At 78.8% G+C, this 16,532-nt stretch carries 14 protein-coding genes; 8 read left to right on the forward strand and 6 right to left on the reverse strand.

Annotated features, from left to right (window positions below):
* The 3 genes from K1J50_RS09600 to K1J50_RS09610 all read right to left on the reverse strand — a co-directional run.
* A partial coding sequence (locus tag K1J50_RS09600; RefSeq protein ID WP_408869368.1) for an AAA family ATPase occupies positions 1 to 1,323 on the reverse strand: 1,323 nt, incomplete at its 3' end.
* A complete protein-coding gene (locus K1J50_RS09605) occupies positions 1,320 to 1,988 on the reverse strand; it encodes a DsbA family protein (protein WP_220117497.1) in 669 nt (222 codons plus the stop codon). The genes K1J50_RS09605 and K1J50_RS09600, both read right to left, overlap by 4 nt.
* Entirely contained in the window at positions 1,985 to 2,590 is a 606-nt protein-coding gene (locus tag K1J50_RS09610) for a DUF721 domain-containing protein (protein ID WP_220117498.1), read from the reverse strand. The genes K1J50_RS09605 and K1J50_RS09610 overlap by 4 nt, the downstream gene beginning before the upstream one ends.
* A 17-nt stretch (positions 2,591 to 2,607) precedes the next feature.
* Here K1J50_RS09610 and K1J50_RS09615 point away from each other — a divergent pair, with 17 nt between their 5' ends.
* Together K1J50_RS09615 and K1J50_RS09620 are read left to right on the forward strand one after the other, a co-directional pair.
* Positions 2,608 to 3,717, forward strand: a complete 1,110-nt coding sequence (locus tag K1J50_RS09615; RefSeq protein ID WP_220117499.1) for an A/G-specific adenine glycosylase — start codon at positions 2,608 to 2,610, stop codon at positions 3,715 to 3,717.
* A gap of 445 nt (positions 3,718 to 4,162) precedes the next feature.
* Positions 4,163 to 6,439, forward strand: coding sequence for an MASE1 domain-containing protein (locus K1J50_RS09620; RefSeq protein ID WP_220117500.1), 2,277 nt, complete (start codon positions 4,163 to 4,165; stop codon positions 6,437 to 6,439).
* 482 nt (positions 6,440 to 6,921) lie between these two features.
* Here K1J50_RS09620 and K1J50_RS09625 read toward each other — a convergent pair whose 3' ends face one another.
* Positions 6,922 to 8,031 (reverse strand): site-specific DNA-methyltransferase, encoded by a 1,110-nt coding sequence (locus tag K1J50_RS09625; RefSeq protein WP_304502908.1) that lies wholly within the window; start codon positions 8,029 to 8,031, stop codon positions 6,922 to 6,924.
* Positions 8,032 to 8,069: 38 nt separating this feature from the next.
* A complete protein-coding gene (locus K1J50_RS09630; RefSeq protein ID WP_220117501.1) occupies positions 8,070 to 8,756 on the reverse strand; it encodes a ribonuclease HII in 687 nt (228 codons plus the stop codon).
* Between the two features lie 107 nt (positions 8,757 to 8,863).
* On the opposite strand from K1J50_RS09630, the gene K1J50_RS09635 reads away from it, so the two are divergent.
* Positions 8,864 to 9,751 carry a LysR family transcriptional regulator gene (locus K1J50_RS09635; RefSeq protein WP_220117502.1) on the forward strand — a complete coding sequence of 296 codons (888 nt, stop codon included), beginning with the start codon at positions 8,864 to 8,866 and terminating at the stop codon, positions 9,749 to 9,751.
* Between the two features lie 116 nt (positions 9,752 to 9,867).
* Positions 9,868 to 10,992 (forward strand): NAD(P)H-dependent flavin oxidoreductase, encoded by a 1,125-nt coding sequence (locus tag K1J50_RS09640; protein WP_220117503.1) that lies wholly within the window; start codon positions 9,868 to 9,870, stop codon positions 10,990 to 10,992.
* 148 nt (positions 10,993 to 11,140) lie between these two features.
* Here K1J50_RS09640 and K1J50_RS09645 read toward each other — a convergent pair whose 3' ends face one another.
* Positions 11,141 to 12,313 carry a PA0069 family radical SAM protein gene (locus K1J50_RS09645; protein WP_220117504.1) on the reverse strand — a complete coding sequence of 391 codons (1,173 nt, stop codon included), beginning with the start codon at positions 12,311 to 12,313 and terminating at the stop codon, positions 11,141 to 11,143.
* Positions 12,314 to 12,945: 632 nt separating this feature from the next.
* On the opposite strand from K1J50_RS09645, the gene K1J50_RS09650 reads away from it, so the two are divergent.
* The 4 genes from K1J50_RS09650 to K1J50_RS09665 all read left to right on the forward strand — a co-directional run bounded on the left by K1J50_RS09650 (position 12,946) and on the right by K1J50_RS09665 (position 16,510).
* Positions 12,946 to 13,602: a TIGR04283 family arsenosugar biosynthesis glycosyltransferase gene (locus K1J50_RS09650; protein ID WP_369413566.1), complete on the forward strand. Its 657-nt coding sequence runs from the start codon at positions 12,946 to 12,948 to the stop codon at positions 13,600 to 13,602.
* Positions 13,603 to 13,742: 140 nt separating this feature from the next.
* Positions 13,743 to 14,348, forward strand: a complete 606-nt coding sequence (locus K1J50_RS09655) for a TIGR04282 family arsenosugar biosynthesis glycosyltransferase (RefSeq protein ID WP_220117505.1) — start codon at positions 13,743 to 13,745, stop codon at positions 14,346 to 14,348.
* Between the two features lie 360 nt (positions 14,349 to 14,708).
* Complete coding sequence (locus K1J50_RS09660; RefSeq protein WP_220117506.1) at positions 14,709 to 15,482, forward strand: hypothetical protein; 774 nt, start codon at positions 14,709 to 14,711, stop codon at positions 15,480 to 15,482.
* Between the two features lie 32 nt (positions 15,483 to 15,514).
* Positions 15,515 to 16,510, forward strand: coding sequence for a tripartite tricarboxylate transporter substrate binding protein (locus tag K1J50_RS09665; RefSeq protein ID WP_369413567.1), 996 nt, complete (start codon positions 15,515 to 15,517; stop codon positions 16,508 to 16,510).
* Positions 16,511 to 16,532: the final 22 nt, after the last annotated feature.

The raw sequence follows: 16,532 nt of genomic DNA on the forward strand, positions 1-16,532 counted from the left end.
CAGCTCCGCGCGCACGCGATCGGCGCGCGCCGCCGCCTCGGCCGCCTCCTCGGTGGCGCGGTTCGCCGCGCCTTCGGCCTCGCGCGCCGCCGCCGCGGCCGCGGCGAGCGCCGCCTCGGCGGCGGCGAGGCGGGCGGGCAGCGTGCCCTCGATCGCGGCGAGGGCGCGGTCCTCGTCGGCGAGCCGCGCCTCGGCCGCCGCCGCGTCGCCCGCGAGCCGCTCGGCATGGGCGAGATCGCGCCCGATCTGGGCGAGGCGCGCCGCCGCCGCCTCCAGCGCGGCGCGCGCGCGGCGCTCCTCCTGCTCCAGCCCTTCCGCCTCGACGCGGCGGCGCTCCAGGGCGGTGCGCGCCTCCGCCTCGGCGGCGCGCGGCCCCGGCAGGTCGCGCTCCGCCGCGAAGGCGCGCAGCGCCGCCGCTTCCGCTTCGGCCTCGGCGCGCCGCGTCTCCGCCCGCGCCGCGGCGAAGGCGGCGCGCGCCGCCGCGAGCGCCGCCATCGCCCGGGCGCGCAGCAGCGCCAGCCACTCCGCCTCCGCCTGCCGCACCAGGCCGGAGAGGTTGCGGTAGCGGCTCGCCTGGCGCGCCTGCTTCGCCAGCGACTGGCGCTGCGCCTCGAGCTGGCCGAGCAGGTCCTCGGCCCGCGTCAGGTTGGCCTCGGCCTGGCGCAGCTTCAGCTCGGCCTCGTGGCGGCGGGCGCGCAGGCCGGCGATGCCCGCCGCCTCCTCCAGCACCTGGCGCCGCTCCTCGGGCCGCGCGCCGATCAGCGCCGCGACCCGCCCCTGGCTCACCATGCCCGAGGCGCGCGCGCCGGAGCCGAGGTCCATGAACATGGTCTGCACGTCGCGCGCGCGCAGCTCGCGCCCGTTGACGCGGAAGCTCGTCCCCTCGCCGCGGGCGATGCGGCGCGTGATCTCGAGCTCCGGCGCGTCGTGATGCGGCGGGGGGGCGAGGCCCGCGGCCTCCTCGAGCGTCAGCGTCACCTCGGCGATGTTGCGCCCGGGCCGGGTCGCGGTGCCGGCGAAGATGACGTCGTCCATCTCGCCCCCGCGCAGCGCGCGCGCGGAGGTCTCCCCCATCGCCCAGCGCAGCGCCTCGACGACGTTGGACTTGCCGCAGCCGTTCGGGCCGACGATGCCGGTCAGGCCGGGCAGGACCTCGAGCGTGGTCGGCTCGGCGAAGCTCTTGAAGCCGGCGATGCGCAGCCGCGTCAGCACCGCGCGGCGCGCCGCGGCGCGCTGCTCGGCGCTGCGCTCGGGCGAGCCGGCCGGCAGGATCTCCGCCCCCTCGCCGGGCGCGGCGGGCGGAAGGTCCGCCTCCCCGGTCACGATGCCTGGCGGGCCTGCGCCAGCAGCTGGGCGAAGCGCTCGAAGCCGATGTTGCCCGACTGGCGGACCTTGCCGGCCTCGCCGAAGACGAAGGTCGGCGTCGCGCTCACCTGGTGGTCCCGCTCGCCGCGCAGGCGGCTCTCGAGCACGGCGCGCTGCAGGGTCTCGTCGCGGGCCGCGGCCTCGACCTGCTCGCGCGTCATGCCGGCGACGGCCGCGATCTTGGCGATCTCGGCCAGGTGGTCCGCGCCGCGGGCGTAGGCCCAGCGGTCCTGGGCGGCGAACAGCGCCGAGAGGAAGCCCTCGTAGCGGTCGGGCGGCAGGGCGCGGGCCACGCAATGCGCGGCGAGCGCGAGCTGGTCGAGCGGGAAGTCGCGGAACACCAGCCGCATCTGCCCGGTCTCGATCAGCTCCTTCCGCACCCGGGGATAGGTCTCGCGGTGGAAGGCGCCGCAATGGCTGCAGGTGAGCGAGAAGTACTCGATCACCGTCACCGGCGCGTCCGGGCGCCCGACCGAGCGTTCGGCGAGCCGCGGGTCGGCACCGGCGGGCTGCGGCGGCGTTCCGCCCGCGCCCTGGGCGCGCGCCGGCGCGAGAGGGTCGGCGGCGGCAACGGCGCCGAGACCGGCGCCGGCCAGGAGAAGCGTGCGTCGAAGCAGTGTCATGGGGCCTCCCCGGGGACGGCCGGGTCCTCGGAATCGCCGTCCCGCCTGTCCTCGCCACCCCGATAGACCCCTCGTGCCAGCTTTTCCAGCGCCGCCCGCAGCGCCTCGGAGGGGACGCGCGCGAGCGACTGCCTCACCGGCCCCGGCAGCGCCGCCGCGGCGGCGCCCGGCGCGGGGCCGCCCCCGGCGGCGGCGCGGCGGGGCGCGTCCGGCGCGAGCGGCGGCGCGGCCTGGACGAAGCGCAGCCGCTGCACCACCATCCGGCCGCAATGGGCGTTGATCCGGGCGACGAGCTGCGGCGCGAGGTGCGCGAGTTCCAGTGCCACCGGCCCGGCGCAGGCAAGCGTCAGCGTGCCCTGGACGAGCCGGCGCGGCGCGGTGACGGCGGCCAGCGCGGGCCCCACCACCGCCGGCCAGTCCGCCATGATCTGCGCCGCCGCCGGGCTGCGGCGCCGGAAGGCGGGGCGCGTCAGCCGCGGCAGGATGGCGCCGAGCGGACGCGGACCGCCCACGGAGCAGCGCGCCTCGTCCTCCGCCCCGCCGCCGGCGCGGCGGTCGGAGAGGCCGTCGCCGCCCGTCGCCCCGTCGCTTCCTGACGCCATCGCCCCCGCCGCCCGCCGTGACCCCGTCCGCCGCCGCGCTGCTCCGCTGGTACGACCGGCACCGCCGCGACCTTCCCTGGCGCATCCCGCCGGGCCAGGGCGCCGGCGCCCCCGATCCGTACCGCATCTGGCTGTCCGAGGTCATGCTCCAGCAGACCACGGCGGCGGCGGTCGCGCCACGGTTCCGCCGCTTTCTCGAGCGGTTCCCCAGCCTCGAGGCGCTGGCGGCGGCGCCCGAATCGGCGGTGCTGGAGGAGTGGGCCGGCCTCGGCTACTACGCCCGCGCCCGCAACCTGCACGCCTGCGCCCGGCGGGTCGCCGCGGCCGGCGGCTTCCCGCGCGACCCGGCCGGCCTGCGCGCCCTGCCCGGCATCGGCGCCTACACCGCGGCCGCGGTCGCCGCGATCGCCTTCGGCGCGCCGGTGGTCCCGGTGGACGCCAACGTCGAGCGGGTGATGGCGCGGCTGTTCGCGGTGGCGGCGCCGCTGCCGGGGGCGCGGCCGCGGCTTGCCGCGCTCGCCCAGGGCCTGCTGGCGCAAGCCGCGGCCCGCGCCCGGCCGGGGGATTTCGCCCAGGCGCTGTTCGACCTCGGCGCCACGGTCTGCACCCCGCGCCGGCCGGCCTGCGGCGCCTGCCCCTGGCGCGAGGGGTGCGCGGCCGCGGCCCGCGGCGAGGCGGAGGCCCTGCCGCGGCGGGCCGAGAGGCGGGCGCGGCCGCACCGCCACGGCGCGCATTTCCTGCTCGGCGATCCGGCGAGCGGGCGCATCCTGCTGCGGCGCCGGCCGCCCGGAGGCCCGCTCGGCGGCATGCTCGAACTGCCCGGCACCCCCTGGCGCGACGCGCCCTGGAGCCGCGACGAGGCGCTGGCGCACGCGCCCCTCCCCGGCCTGCCCTGGCGCCTGCTGCCCGGCAGCGTGCGGCACGGCTTCACCCATTTCACGCTCGAACTGGCGCTCTATGCCGCCACGCTCCCCGCCGGGGCCGGGACGGAGGCGGGCTGGGACTGGCGGTCGCCGGCGGCCGCGGCGGCGGTGGTGCCGACCGCGATGCGCCGCCTGCTCGCCCTCGCCGCCAGGGGCGCCGCGCTTCCGTCGCAGGCGGCCCCGCAGCGACCCGACGCGGCGTGACCTGCTCCCCCGTCCGCCTGGGCAGCACGGGAGGCGGCCCCGCGGCGGATCGCGCCCGCGCGCCGTCCAGGAATGTCCCGGCGGACCGCCGGCGGCCGGGCCCTCCGGGGCGCCGCGGGGGCACGGGGCGCCGCGCGAGCCGGGCGGAGGCCCGCCCGGCCCGGTGCCTCGTTCGCCGGCAGCGTCAATTTCGCCAACGCGGTCCGGCGCAATTCCGGGTTAGTATCGTTTCCGGGCCGCCGTCCGGCATGCCGCCGCCGACCAGGGGTCCGGCGCCCCCGGCCGACCGGCAGCGCCGCGGCGGACCGACCAGGGTCGCGAGACCGGCAGGCGACAGGTGGAAGGGGCGGGGGCCGCCTTTGGCGGCGAAGCGGAGCGCTGGCAGGCGGATGATGGCGAGGCGGATCGGAACCGGGGCAGCGACGACGAGGGCGCCGGCGGCACGATGCTGACCAGGCCCTCGATCTCCCGCCCGTTCGGCCCGGCCCCGGCGGGGGTGCGTCTGGTAAGGTCCCAACCCCTCGCCGCGACGGCGCCGCCGGCGTCCGGCGCGCCGCGCCGCGACGGCGCCGGCAGCGCGGACCGGCGCGGCACGGCGCCGCCCTGGCCGCACGCGATCGCGGTGCCGGCGCTCGTCCTGCTGGCGCTGTTCCTGCTCGGGTATCTCGCCGGGGTGCTCGCCGACCACGACGCCGCGCGCGGACCGGCGCGGGTCGCCACCTTCTGGCCCGCGGCGGGGCTCTACCTCGCCGCCCTGCTGATCGCTGCGGACCGGCGCCTGTGGCCGCCGGTCATCGCCGCCGCGGCGGCGGCCAACCTGGCCGCCGACGTGCTGCTGCTGGGCCGGGGCGTCCCGGCGACCCTGGGGCTGATCGGCGCCAACGCGCTCGAGGGGGTGCTGGGCGCCATGCTGGTCCAGCACCTCCGCCGCTCGCGCCAGCCGCCGCGCCTCGACCGGCTCGGCGACCTGCTCGCCGTGCTCGCGGCGGCGCTGGCGGCGCCGGCCGTGGGCGCGACCCTCGGCGCGGTGGCGACCGCCGATGTGCTGCCCGGCGCCGCGCTCGACACCTGGAAGGTGTGGTGGGCGTCGGACGCGGTGGGCATCGCGGTCGGCACCCCGGTGATGCTCGGCCTCGCCGCGTGGGGCGACCAGCCGATGCCCGGGCCGGCGGCGCTGCGCCGGCGCGCGGCCGAGGCCGCGGCGGCGCTCGCCCTGGTGGCGCTGATGTCGGCGCTGGTGTTCTGGGACTCCACCGTGCGGGCGCCGGTGTCCTTCCTCGCCCTGCCGCCGCTGCTCTGGCCGGCGCTGCGCTTCGGGCCGGGGGTGGTGGCGCTCGCGGTCGCCGTGCTCACCGCCGTGGCGGTCGCCGGCACCAGCGCGGGCTATGGCCCCTTCGCCAACGAATTCCTGCCCTTCGCGGCGCAGACCGTCCTCCTGCAGATCTTCCTCGTGGTCGCCGCCGGCACCGCGCACGCGCTCGGCGCCGCGGTCGCGGAGCGGCGCGCCGCGATGCGGCGCCTGGCGCAGCTCAATGCCGAGCTCGAGCGGCGGGTGGCGGCGCGTACCGCCGAGCTGGAGGCGGCGAATGCGCGGCTCGCGGAGGGCGAGGCGCGGCTGCGGCTCGCCCTCGAGGGTGCCGGCCTCGGCACCTGGCAGCGCGAGATCGGCGCCGGCGGCGGCGCGAGCTGGGATGCGCGCGCAGCCGAGATCTACGGCGGGCCGCCCGGCAGGGGCGGCGCGGAGGACGGCGAGGCGGGGCTGCGCGCGCGCATCCACCCGGAGGACCTGCCGAAGCGGGACGCCGCCCTGGCCGCCGCCCTCGCCGGCGCCGCGGAGGGCTTCGCCGTCGAGTATCGGGTGCGGCGCGCGAGCCCCGGCGGCGACTGGGCCTGGGTGGCGGACTACGGCGCCGTCGTGGCGCGCGACCCGGAGAGCGGAGCGCCGCTGCGCCTCGCCGGCGTGGTGCAGGACGTGAGCGAGCGCAAGGCGGCCGAGGAGCGCCAGGCGCTGCTCGCGCGCGAGGTGGACCACCGGGCCAAGAACGTGCTCGCGGTGACCAAGGCGCTGCTGCGCCTGTCGCGCCGCGACGATCCGGCGCGCTTCGCGGAGACGGTGGAGGGCCGGATCGACGCGCTGGCGCGCGCGCACAACCTGCTCGCGCAGAACCGCTGGTCGGGGGCCGAGCTGCAGACCCTCGCCGGCGAGGAGCTGGCCGCCTACGCCGGGCGGGCGGCGTTCTCCGGACCACCGGTGCGCCTCGCCCCGGACGCGGCGCAGCCGGTGGCGATGGTGCTGCACGAGCTGGCCACCAACGCGGCCAAGCATGGCGCGCTTTCGGCCGCCGGCGGGCGGGTGGAGGTGAGCTGGACGCCGCTGCCGCCGGAGGCGGGCGGCGGGCTGCGCCTCGTCTGGGCGGAGACGGGCGGTCCCGCGATCCGGCGGGAGACGGCAGCGGCGGCGCCGGTCCCGGCGCGGCCGGGCGGCCTGCCCGCGCCGGCCGCGCGCGGCGGCGGCGTCGGCGCGCGGCTGATCGAGCAGACGGTGCGGCACCAGCTCGGCGGGACGGTCGCGATGGAATGGCTCCCGGCGGGCCTGCGGTGCACGGTGGTCATTCCGGCCCGGCGGCTGCTGCCGAACGCCGCCGCCCCGTCGGCTCCCGCCGCAACCGGGAGCGCCCCTGCCATTCTCTCGCTCCCTGCGGCGGCGCGGCGGCCGGACTGAGGGGGCCGCACGCCGGCGGAGCGGTTGCGGAGGCGAGGCGGGAACCCTGCCCTCTCGCGGCGACGACCCGATGGCCGGCGCGGCCCGCCGCAGGGCGGCCGGACCCTCATGCCGCCGGCCGCAGCGTCGCCGCAGTCTTTCGCGCCGGAGGAGAAAACGGGCGGCGGAGACGGGCCAGCCGCTCCGCCGCCTGCGGCGCCACGCCCCCGCCCCGGACGTCGCCGCCCGGTCGGAGCCGAAATCCGCCGCGAGTTGCACCCAAATCCCAAATACGGAACGCGGCGTGGTCAACCCGGCTGGGCACAGCGCCACGAACGAAAGATAGGATATGCGCCACGAACCGCGCTGTCAGCAAGAGATCGAAGCGTTCCGCGTCAGGAATCGCCGATTCAACCTCGCCTTGCCGAACCGCGGAATCCTCACGACAACGTGATCACTGGGCGGCCGGTCCTGCGCCGCCGCGATTGTTTCTTGGCCGAAATTCAACCGCTGCGCACCGCGGCGCCGGCGTCCTGCGCCATCAGCTCGCCGCGCAGCTCGTCGAGCAGGCGCAGGCGGCCGTCCGGCGCGAGCCAGTGCCAGAACAGCCAGCCGTTGCAGGAGGGCGCCTCCTGCACCGCCGCGCCGACCTGGTGGATCGAGCCCTGGGCGCGGCCGCAGCGGATCGAGCCGTCGGCGCCCACCTCGGCGACGAAGCGGCGGTGGCGGTCGCAGAGCCGCGAGCCGGGCGGCACCAGGCCGCGCTCGACCAGCGCGCCGAACGGGATGCGCGGCTGCTCGCGCTTCGCGGGCAGCGTCAGCGCCGCGCTCTCGGGCAGCGGCTCGACCGCGGCGATGCGCGCCTCGGCCGCCGCCGCATAGCGCGGATCGCGCTCGATGCCGATGAAGCGCCGGCCGAGCCGCCGCGCGACCGCCGCCGTGGTGCCGGAGCCGAGGAAGGGATCGAGCACCACCTCCCCCGGCGCGGTGCAGGCGAGGATCACGCGGTGCAGCAGCGCCTCCGGCTTCTGCGTCGGATGCAGCTTGGCGCCCCGCGCGTCGCGCAGCCGCTCGGCGCCGGTGCAGAGCGGGATGAACCAGTCCGAGCGCATCTGCACGTCGTCGTTGAGCGCCTTCATGGCGGCGTAGTTGAAGCGGTAGCGCGACTCCCGCCCGCGCGCCGCCCAGATCAGCGTCTCGTGCGCGTTGGTGAAGCGCCGGCCGCGGAAGTTCGGCATCGGGTTCGCCTTGCGCCAGATCACGTCGTTCAGGATCCAGAAGCCGAGGTCCTGGAGCGCGGTGCCGAGGCGGAAGATGTTGTGGTAGGCGCCGATCACCCAGATCGTGCCGTCCTTGCGCAGCACGCGGCGCGCCTCCGCGAGCCAGGCGCGGCTGAAGGCGTCGTAGGCGGCGAAGTCGGCGAAGCGGTCCCACTCCTCGTCCACGCCGTCCACGAGCGAGTCGTCGGGCCGGCGCAGCTCGCCGCGGAGCTGCAGGTTGTAGGGCGGATCGGCGAAGATCGCGTGCACCGAGGCCGGCGGCAGCCGGCGCATCAGCTCCACGCAGTCGCCGACCAGGATCCGGTCGAGCGGCAGGTCGAGGCCGGTGCCCAAGGGAGAGCGGTCCTTCCAGGCGGGAGAGCGCTAAGTTCTTAGAATCGCTTGCGCGACTCGGCCGTGTCAACCGCCGCGTGCGGCGGGTCGAGCGCGAGTCGCGCCTGGTCCACCGGCGCGAAGCCGGGGCGGTGGTGCGGCGTCGGGCCGAGCCGCGCCAGCGCCGCGAGATGCGCCGGCGTCGGATAGCCGGCATGGCGGGCGAAGCCGTAGCCCGGCCAGCGCGCATCGAGCCGCCGCATGGCGTGGTCGCGCAGCACCTTGGCCACGATCGAGGCGGCGGCGATGGAGAGGCTGCGCGCATCGCCGCCGACGACGCAGCGCACCGCGCAGCGCGCGCCGGCGGGCAGCGGCGGCGGCCGGTCGCCGTCCACCAGCGCGAGGTCGGGCAGGCCGCCGGGCAGCCGGGCGAGCGCCCGCGCCATGGCGAGATGGGTGGCGCGCAGGATGTTGAGCCGCGCGATCTCGGCCACCGAGGCGGCGCCGATGCCGATCTCGGCCCGCCCTGCGGCCGCGGCCTCGCGCAGCGCGGCGAAGGCGGCCTCGCGCGCGGCCGCCGACAGCCGCTTGCTGTCGTCGAGCAGCGCGGCGAGGCCGCGCGGCGGGCGCCGCGCGAACACCACCGCCGCGGCGAGCACCGGGCCGGCCAGCGGCCCGCGCCCCGCCTCGTCCACCCCGGCGACGCGCACGGCCCCGGCCGCCGCTTCGAGGCTGAAATCCGGCATGGCGCCCAGCCATAGCCCGGCCCGGCGCGATTCGCATCCGCGCGGACGAGGAGGTGCCGGCGCGCGGGCATCGCGCCCGGGCCGCGTCCTGGCGTATCCTCGCGCCCATGGACGCCTCCGCACTCCGCATCTTCGAGGCGGTCGCGCGGCTCGGCGGGATGAGCCGGGCGGCGGCCGAGCTCAACACGGTCCAGTCGAACGTCACCGCCCGCATCCGGCAGCTCGAGGCGCGGCTCGGCGTCGCGCTGTTCGAGCGCCACGCCCGCGGCGTCTCCCTGACCCCGGCCGGGCGGCGCCTGCTGCCCTACGCGGCGCGGCTCGTGCGCCTGCTCGAGGAGGCCTGCCGCGCCGCGCGCGACGACGGCACGCCGCGCGGCCCGCTGCGGGTCGGCGCGCTGGAGACGACGGCCGGGCTGCGGCTGCCGCCCGTGCTCGCCGCCTTCGCCGCCGCGCACCCGGCGGTGGACCTCTCGCTCCGCACCGGCACGACCTGCGAACTGGTGGAGGAGGTGCTCGCCGGGCGGCTGGAGGGCGCCTTCGTCTGCGGCCCGGTGGACCATCCCGACCTGGCGAAGGAGACGGTGTTCGAGGAGGAGCTCGCCGTGCTCACCGCGCCCGGCGTCGCCTCCCTGGACGCGCTGGTGCGGCGCGGCGAGGTGCGCATCGTCGTGCTGCGCGCCGGATGCTCCTACCGCCAGCGGCTGGAGACGATCCTGGCGCGGCGCGGCGTCCCCCGCCCGCGGCTGCTCGAGTTCGGCACGCTGGAGGCGATCCTGGGCTGCGTCGCGGCCGGGCTCGGCGTGACGCTGCTGCCGCGCGCGCTGATCGGCCCCGTCTGGCGCGAGGAGAACCGGGTCGCGGTCCACGCCCTCCCGCCCGCCGAGGCGCGGGTCGAGACGGTGTTCATCCGGCGCCACGACGGCCACCTCTCGAGCGCGCTCGCCGCCTTCCTCGCCTGCGCCCGGCCGCCGGCGACGGCGCAGGCCGCGGCCTGAGCCGGGCGCGCCGCCCGGCAATCATCGCGAACGCAGATCGCACCGATCTGGACAAATCGTTTTTCGCGATAGGATGGCAGGGCTAGCCTGCGGTCCCCAGCCGCCGAGGCGATGCCATGACGGACCCGTCGAGGACCCTCCCCTCCCGCCCCGCCCGGACGAAGACCGCCGCCTCCGCGCGCGCCCGCGCCGCCGCGTTCTGCGCGCGGTTCGGCCTGCGCGTGCCGATCCTCCAGGCGCCGATGGCCGGCGCCTGTCCGCCGGCGCTCGCCGCGGCGGTGGCGAATGCCGGCGGCATGGGCGGGATGGGCGCGCTGATGATGACGCCCGAGGCGATCCTCGCCTGGGCGCGCGATTTCCGCGCGCGGAGCAACGGCAGCGTCCAGATGAACCTCTGGATCCCGGACCCGCCGCCCCGGCGCGACGCCGCGCGCGAGGCGGCGGTGGCCGACTTCCTCGCGCGCTTCGGCCCGCGCCCGGCGCCGCCCGGCGAGGGTCCGCTGCTGCCCGAGTTCGACGCCCAGTGCGCGGCGATGCTCGCGGCGCAGCCGGCGGTGCTCTCCTCGATCATGGGCGTGTTCCCGGAGCGCGTCGTCGCGGCGATGAAGGCGCGCGGGATCGCCTGGTTCGCCTGCGCGACCACGCTGGCCGAGGCGCGCGCCGCCGTGGCGGCCGGCGCGGACGCGATCGTGGCCCAGGGCGCCGAGGCCGGCGGGCATCGCGGCGCCTTCGAGGCCGCCGCGGCCGAGGCGCAGCTCACCGGCCTCTTCGCCCTGGTGCCGCGCCTTGCCGACGCGCTGGACGTGCCGGTGATCGCCGCGGGCGGGATCGCCGACGCGCGCGGCGTGGCGGCGGCGCTGACGCTCGGCGCCAGCGCAGTGCAGATCGGCACGGGCTTCCTGCGCTGCCCCGAGGCCGGGATCCACCCCGCCTGGGCCGAGGCGCTCGGCCGCGCGGAGCCCGAGGGAACGATGCTGACGCGCGCCTTCAGCGGCCGGCTCGGCCGCGCCCTCGCCACCGGCTACGTGCGGGCGGCGGCCGCCCCGGACGCGCCGCCGCCCGCGCCCTACCCCGTGCAGCGCGTGCTGACGACGCCGATGCGCGAGGCGGCGCAGGCGGCGGGCGAGCTGGATCGCATGCAGGCCTGGGCCGGCCAGGCGGCGGCGCTGGCCCGCGCGGAGCCGGCGGCGGAGCTGGTGCGCCGGTTGTGGGAGGAGGCGCAGGCGCTGCTGCCGGCCTGACGGGGCGCGGATCGCGCCGCTCCGGCGCGCCCGGCCGAGCTGCCCGATCCGCCCTCCGCCGGGGCCGCTTCCGCCCGGCTGCGCGCGGCGACGGCTCCGGCGCGTCGTCGCTCGGGCGGATTCGCGCTCCCGGTCGCCCGCGATCCGATCAGAGCAGGGCCAGCTGCCCCTCCGGCACCGCCGCGGACCTGTTGGCGGATCCCGGGGCGAGCGGCGCCTTGTCGTCGGGCACCCGGAACCGCGTGCAGTCGAGCCCCGGCCCGCGTTCCCCCCGGTCGAGGCCGAACCGCTTCAGCGCGACGCGGAAGCGCTGCGCGATCATCGCTGCATAGGCGCCGGTCCCGGTCTGGCGGAGCCGGAAGCGGCCGTCGTAGAGCGCGCCGCCGCGCGTCTCGCGCACCAGCGCCAGCACGCGCGCGGCGCGGTCGGGGAAGTGCGCGTGCAGCCACTCCTCGAAGAGCTGCCCGATCTCGTGCGGCAGGCGCAGCAGCACGTAGCCCGCGCCGAGCGCGCCGTGCGCCGCGCACGCCTCCAGCACCCGCTCGATCTCGGCGTCGTTGAGGCCGGGGATGATCGGCGCCATCAGCGCGCCGGCCGGCACCCCGGCGCGGCGCAGCTCGGCGAGCGCGGCGAGACGCCGCGCCGGCGCCGCCGCGCGCGGCTCCATCCGCCGCGCCAGCGCATTGTCGAGCGTCGTCACCGAGAGGCAGACATGCACCAGGTCGCGCGCCGCCAGGCGCTGCAGGAGGTCGAGGTCGCGCAGCACGCCGGCCGACTTGGTGACGATCGTCACCGGATGGCCGAAGCGCTCCAGCACCTCGAGCACGCCGCGCGTGATCCGCAGCGTGCGCTCGACCGGCTGGTAGGGATCGGTGTTGGCGCCGAGCGCGACCGGCCGCGGCACGTAGCCGGGCCGCCGCAGCTCCTTCTCGAGCAGCGCCGGCAGCTCGGGCTTGAACACGAGGCGGGTCTCGAAGTCGAGGCCCGGCGAATAGCCGAGATAGGCGTGCGAGGGCCGCGCGTAGCAGTAGATGCAGCCGTGCTCGCAGCCGCGGTAGGGGTTGAGCGAGCGGTCGAAGCCGATGTCCGGGCTGTCGTTCCAGGCCATGGCCGAGCGCGTCCGGTCGCGGATCAGCGTCGTCGGCAGCGGGGGAAGGTCGGCGAGCTCGGCGGCGAGCGTGCCCCAGCCGTCGTCGAAAGGCTCGGCGAGGGTGCGCTCGAAGCGGGGGGAGAGGGCGTTGGTCAGGGCGCCGCGGCCCTTGCGGGCGAGCGGGGGCGTCCCGGCGGCGGGACGCGACGGGGCGGCGGAGCCGTCGGGCATGGCGCGCGTTCCTCTTCCGTTCCGTGTCAGCCTGCCAGACCGGACTCGCCGACGTCAAGAACAGAATAAGAACTGCGCGGCGCGCCGGCCGGCCTCTTGCCACGGCGCGGCCCGGAATTTTCAATCGTGGCGTGCCGCACCGGCAGGGCCGGCCCGTGGAGGATGGGATTGCCGAACCCCGGAAGCCGATACGAGGCCCGCAGCCGCTCCCTGCGGGGTCGTGGCCCGCGCCGGGTCGTGCCGGGCAGGCTCCCCCCTGCCGCGGCGACAGGCGCCGCGGGGCGGGACGACGGCCGTTCCGGCGGCGCCGCGCGGGCGCCGGCCGGCGTGCGGGGGGCGCGGCCGTGCGGCGGCGCCCCCGGCGCGCGACCGGCACGCCGCGCCGCCCGCCAGGCAGGAACGACGGCGGCCGGGATTCCGCCCTCGCCGGGCGCCGGCGCCGCGCCGCCCACGGCCCGCCTGGCGCGCGGGCACGGCGCCCGGCGGGCTGTTCCGGGGCGGCGCCGGCGGCGGCCGGCCGGCAGCGTCCCGGCAGGGAACGCAAGGGCCGCGCCGTCCCGCCGCGCGGCGGGCGCGAGTCGCGGAGGCCAGCCGGGAGAGGAGCCCCGGCCAGCGGCGCCCTGAGCGTGGTCGTGCCGACCCTGAACGCCGCCGGCACGCTGCCGGCGACGCTCGCGGCGCTCGGCGGCGCGGCGCAGGAGGTCGTCGTCGCCGATGGCGGCAGCAGCGACGGAACGCCGACGGTCGCGGCCGCGCTCGGCGCGCGCGTCCTCGCCGCGCCGCGCGGGCGCGGCGCGCAGCTCGCGGCCGGGGCGCAGGTGGCGCGCGGCGACTGGCTGCTGTTCCTGCACGCCGACACGGTGCTCGCCCCGGGCTGGGCGCGCGCGGCGGCGGGCTTCGCGGCCGATCCCGCGAATGCCGGGCGCGCCGCGTATTTCCGCTTCGCCCTCGACGATCCCGCGCCCCAGGCGCGCCGGCTCGAGCGCCTGGTCGCCTGGCGCTGTCGGTGGCTCGCCCTCCCCTATGGCGACCAGGGGCTGCTGATCGCGCGCCGCCTCTACGAGTCGCTCGGCGGCTTCCGGCCCGAGCTGCCGCTGATGGAGGACGTGGACCTGGTTCGCCGCCTCGGCCGGCGGCGGCTGGTGGCGCTCGACGTGCCGGCGGTGACCTCGGCGGCGCGCTGGCGGGCGCAGGGGTGGAAGCGCCGCTCGGCGCGCAACCTCGCCTGCCTCGCCCTGTGGTGCCTCGGCGTGCCGGCGCGCCGCCTCGCTCCGCTCTACGGGCGATGAGGCGCCCGGCGACGGGCGCACACCGGAGCGCGGCCGGGAGCGCGGCCACGGTCCCGCCGGCTCCCGGCCGGGACGCGTCGCTCCGCGCCGCCGGCGCGGGAGGGGCGCCGGGGCCGGCGGGCGGCCGCGATCGCCGCCCGGTGCTGATCGTCTTCGCCCGCGCCCCCCGGCTCGGCGCGGTGAAGCGGCGGCTGGCACGCGGCGTCGGCGCGCTCGCGGCGCTGCGCTTCCATCGCGCCATGCTCGCGGCGACGCTGCGCCGGCTCGGCCGCGACCGGCGCTGGCGCTGCCTGGTGGCGCTCACCCCGGACGGCGCGGCGCGGCGCTGGGGGCCGCTCGCGCCAGGGCTCGCGCGGCGCCGCGAGCCGCCGCGCGTGCCGCAGGGCGGCGGCGACCTCGGCGCGCGGATGGCGCGGGCGATGCGGCCGCACCGGCCGCGCGTGGCGCTGGTCGGCTGCGACATCCCGGGCCTCGCGGCGGCCGACGTGGCGGCCGCCTTCCGCGCCCTCGCCGGCGGCGCCGGCGCGGTGTTCGGTCCGGCCGAGGACGGCGGCTACTGGCTGGTCGGCCTCGGCGCGCGGCGTCCGGCCCATCCCTTCGCCCGCGTGCGCTGGTCGGGGCCGAACGCGCTCGCCGACACGCTCGCGAATTGCGGGGGGCGGCGCGTCGTGCTGCTGCGCCGGCTGCGCGACGTGGACACCGCCGAGGCGCTGCGCGCCCTGCAGACCGCCGGCGGCCGCCCGTGACGCCGCCGCGCCGTCCCGTCCACCCGCTCGCGGCGGCGATGCCGCCGCGGCCCTGCCGCGCCCTGCCGCGCCGCACCGGTCCCCCCCCTCGGCGGCCGCCCGCGCGGCGCCGCCGGCGGACCGTCCGGCCGCGACCGCGCCCGGCCTCGCCCGCCGCATCGCCCCGGTCCGGCCGGGCGGCGCGGCGGGCCATCCGCGGCGCCGCCGCCGGCGCCCGCCCGATCGCGGTCTTCGCCGGACGGGCCGGCCCGGAGCGCCCTGCGCGCGCCGCCGCGATGCGGTCGCGCTGACGCGACTTGCCGGAGCGCCGCGCGGCGCCGACTCTGCCGTCCGGCGCAGCGCGAGGAAGGAGACGGACGGGTGCGGACTTCCCCCGAGCGCACGCGGCGGCCCGCGACAGGCCCGGCAGCCGCGACGCTGCTCCCCCTGCTGCTCGCCACGGCGTGCACAGGCGCCCCGGAGACGCAGCCGGATCCGGGGCCGGGGGACGGGCAGCTCGCCACCGCCGCCATGGCGCTGCGCCTGCCGGCCGAGCTCCTCGGCCTGCGCCGGGGCGCCGTCGAGAGCGTCGTCCTGCCGCGGCTCGGCTCCGGCCTCGCCGTCCGCTACGCGCCGGACGAAGGCGGCGCGCTGGCCTCGGTCGTGCTCGTCGCGCGCGACGAGGCGGCGGACGTCGCCGGCGAGGATCCGCGCGCGCCCGCGGCCACGGCCGAGTTCGAGCGCATGCTGGCTGCGGAGATGATCGGCCTCCCCGATGCCGGACCGCCGCGCCGCCCGGCGGAGCCGGAGGAGCAATTCCTCGTCGCGCTGCGCGGCCAGCCCCTGGTGCGCTGCGCCACCCTGACCGAGGCGGCGGCGGACGGGCGCCGGCTGAACGGGCTGCGCTGCCTCGGCGTGGCGCGGACGCGCTTCGTGCGGGTGTTCCTGACCGCCACGCCCGGCGCGATGGAGCTGCGCCGGGCCGCCGGCTTCGCGGCTCTCGTCACCGCGCTGCTGCAGGACGGCGCCGCCCAGGCGGGCGGCGGGCCGCCGGAGGAGGGCGGTGCCGCGCCGCCGGCGCCGCGCCTTCCCTTCGGCCTCGAGGAACGCCCGCCGCCATTGCCCGGGGGCCGCGGCCCGGTCTATCGCCTCTGAGCCAGGAGCGAATCCGCGGAGGGCGCCCGACCGTGACCCTGCGAACCCCCCTGCCGAGGCGGCGCCTCGCCGCCGCCGGCCTTCTCGGCGGCGCCGCCGGCGCGGCCGCGGCGCCGGCCGCGCCCGCCGCGCGCTATCCGGAGCGCCCGGTGCGCCTGATCGTGCCCTGGGCGCCCGGGGGCTCGACCGACATCCTCGCCCGCGTGGTCGCCGAGCGCCTCGGCCCTGCCCTCGGCCAGCCGGTGGTGGTGGAGAACCGGTCCGGCGCCTCGGGCAACCTCGGCTCGGACATCGTCGCCAAGGCGGCGCCGGACGGCCACACGATCCTGTTCGGCTCGATGAGCACGCACGCCATGAACCCGGCGCTGATGCCGAACATGCCCTTCGACGGCGTCGAGGACTTCACGCCGGTAGCGCTGCTCGCCTACGTGCTCAACACGATGGTCGTGCATCCCGCGGTGCCGGCACGCACCGTCGCCGAGTTCGTCGCCCACGCGAAGGCGAACCCGGAGCGGATCGCCTACGCCTCGGCCGGGCCGGGCTCGACCAACCACCTCTGCGCGGCGCTGTTCGAGCGCATGGCCGGGGTGCGCATGCTGCACGTGCCCTATCGCGGCGGCGCGCCGGCAGTGCTCGACACGGTGGCGGGCCAGGCGCAGCTCCTCTTCAGCGCCGGCACGCAGACCCTGCCGCATGTGCGCGCGGAGCGGCTGCGGCTGCTCGCGGTGACCGAGGGACGGCGCTCCGCCCTGCTGCCGGAGGTGCCGACGGTCGGCGAGACGCTGCCCGGCTACGAGATGGCGGTGTGGTACGGCTGCTTCGGCCCGCGCGGCATGGACCCGGCGCTCGTCGCGCGGCTCAACGCCGAGATCAACCGCGTCCTCGCCCTGCCCGAGGTGACGCGGCGCATGGCCGAGATCGGCGTCGAGGTGCAGAACGAGCCGCCCGAGGCGCTGGGGGCGCTGCTGCGCCGGGACGCGGCGAAGTGGGGCGGCCTGATCCGCGAACTCGGCATCCGCGCGGAGTGAGCGGGGCGCCGCGCGGGCGGGC

This window comes from Caldovatus aquaticus (assembly GCF_019458025.1).
In the GTDB taxonomy this organism is placed as follows: Bacteria; Pseudomonadota; Alphaproteobacteria; order Acetobacterales; family Acetobacteraceae; genus Caldovatus; species Caldovatus aquaticus.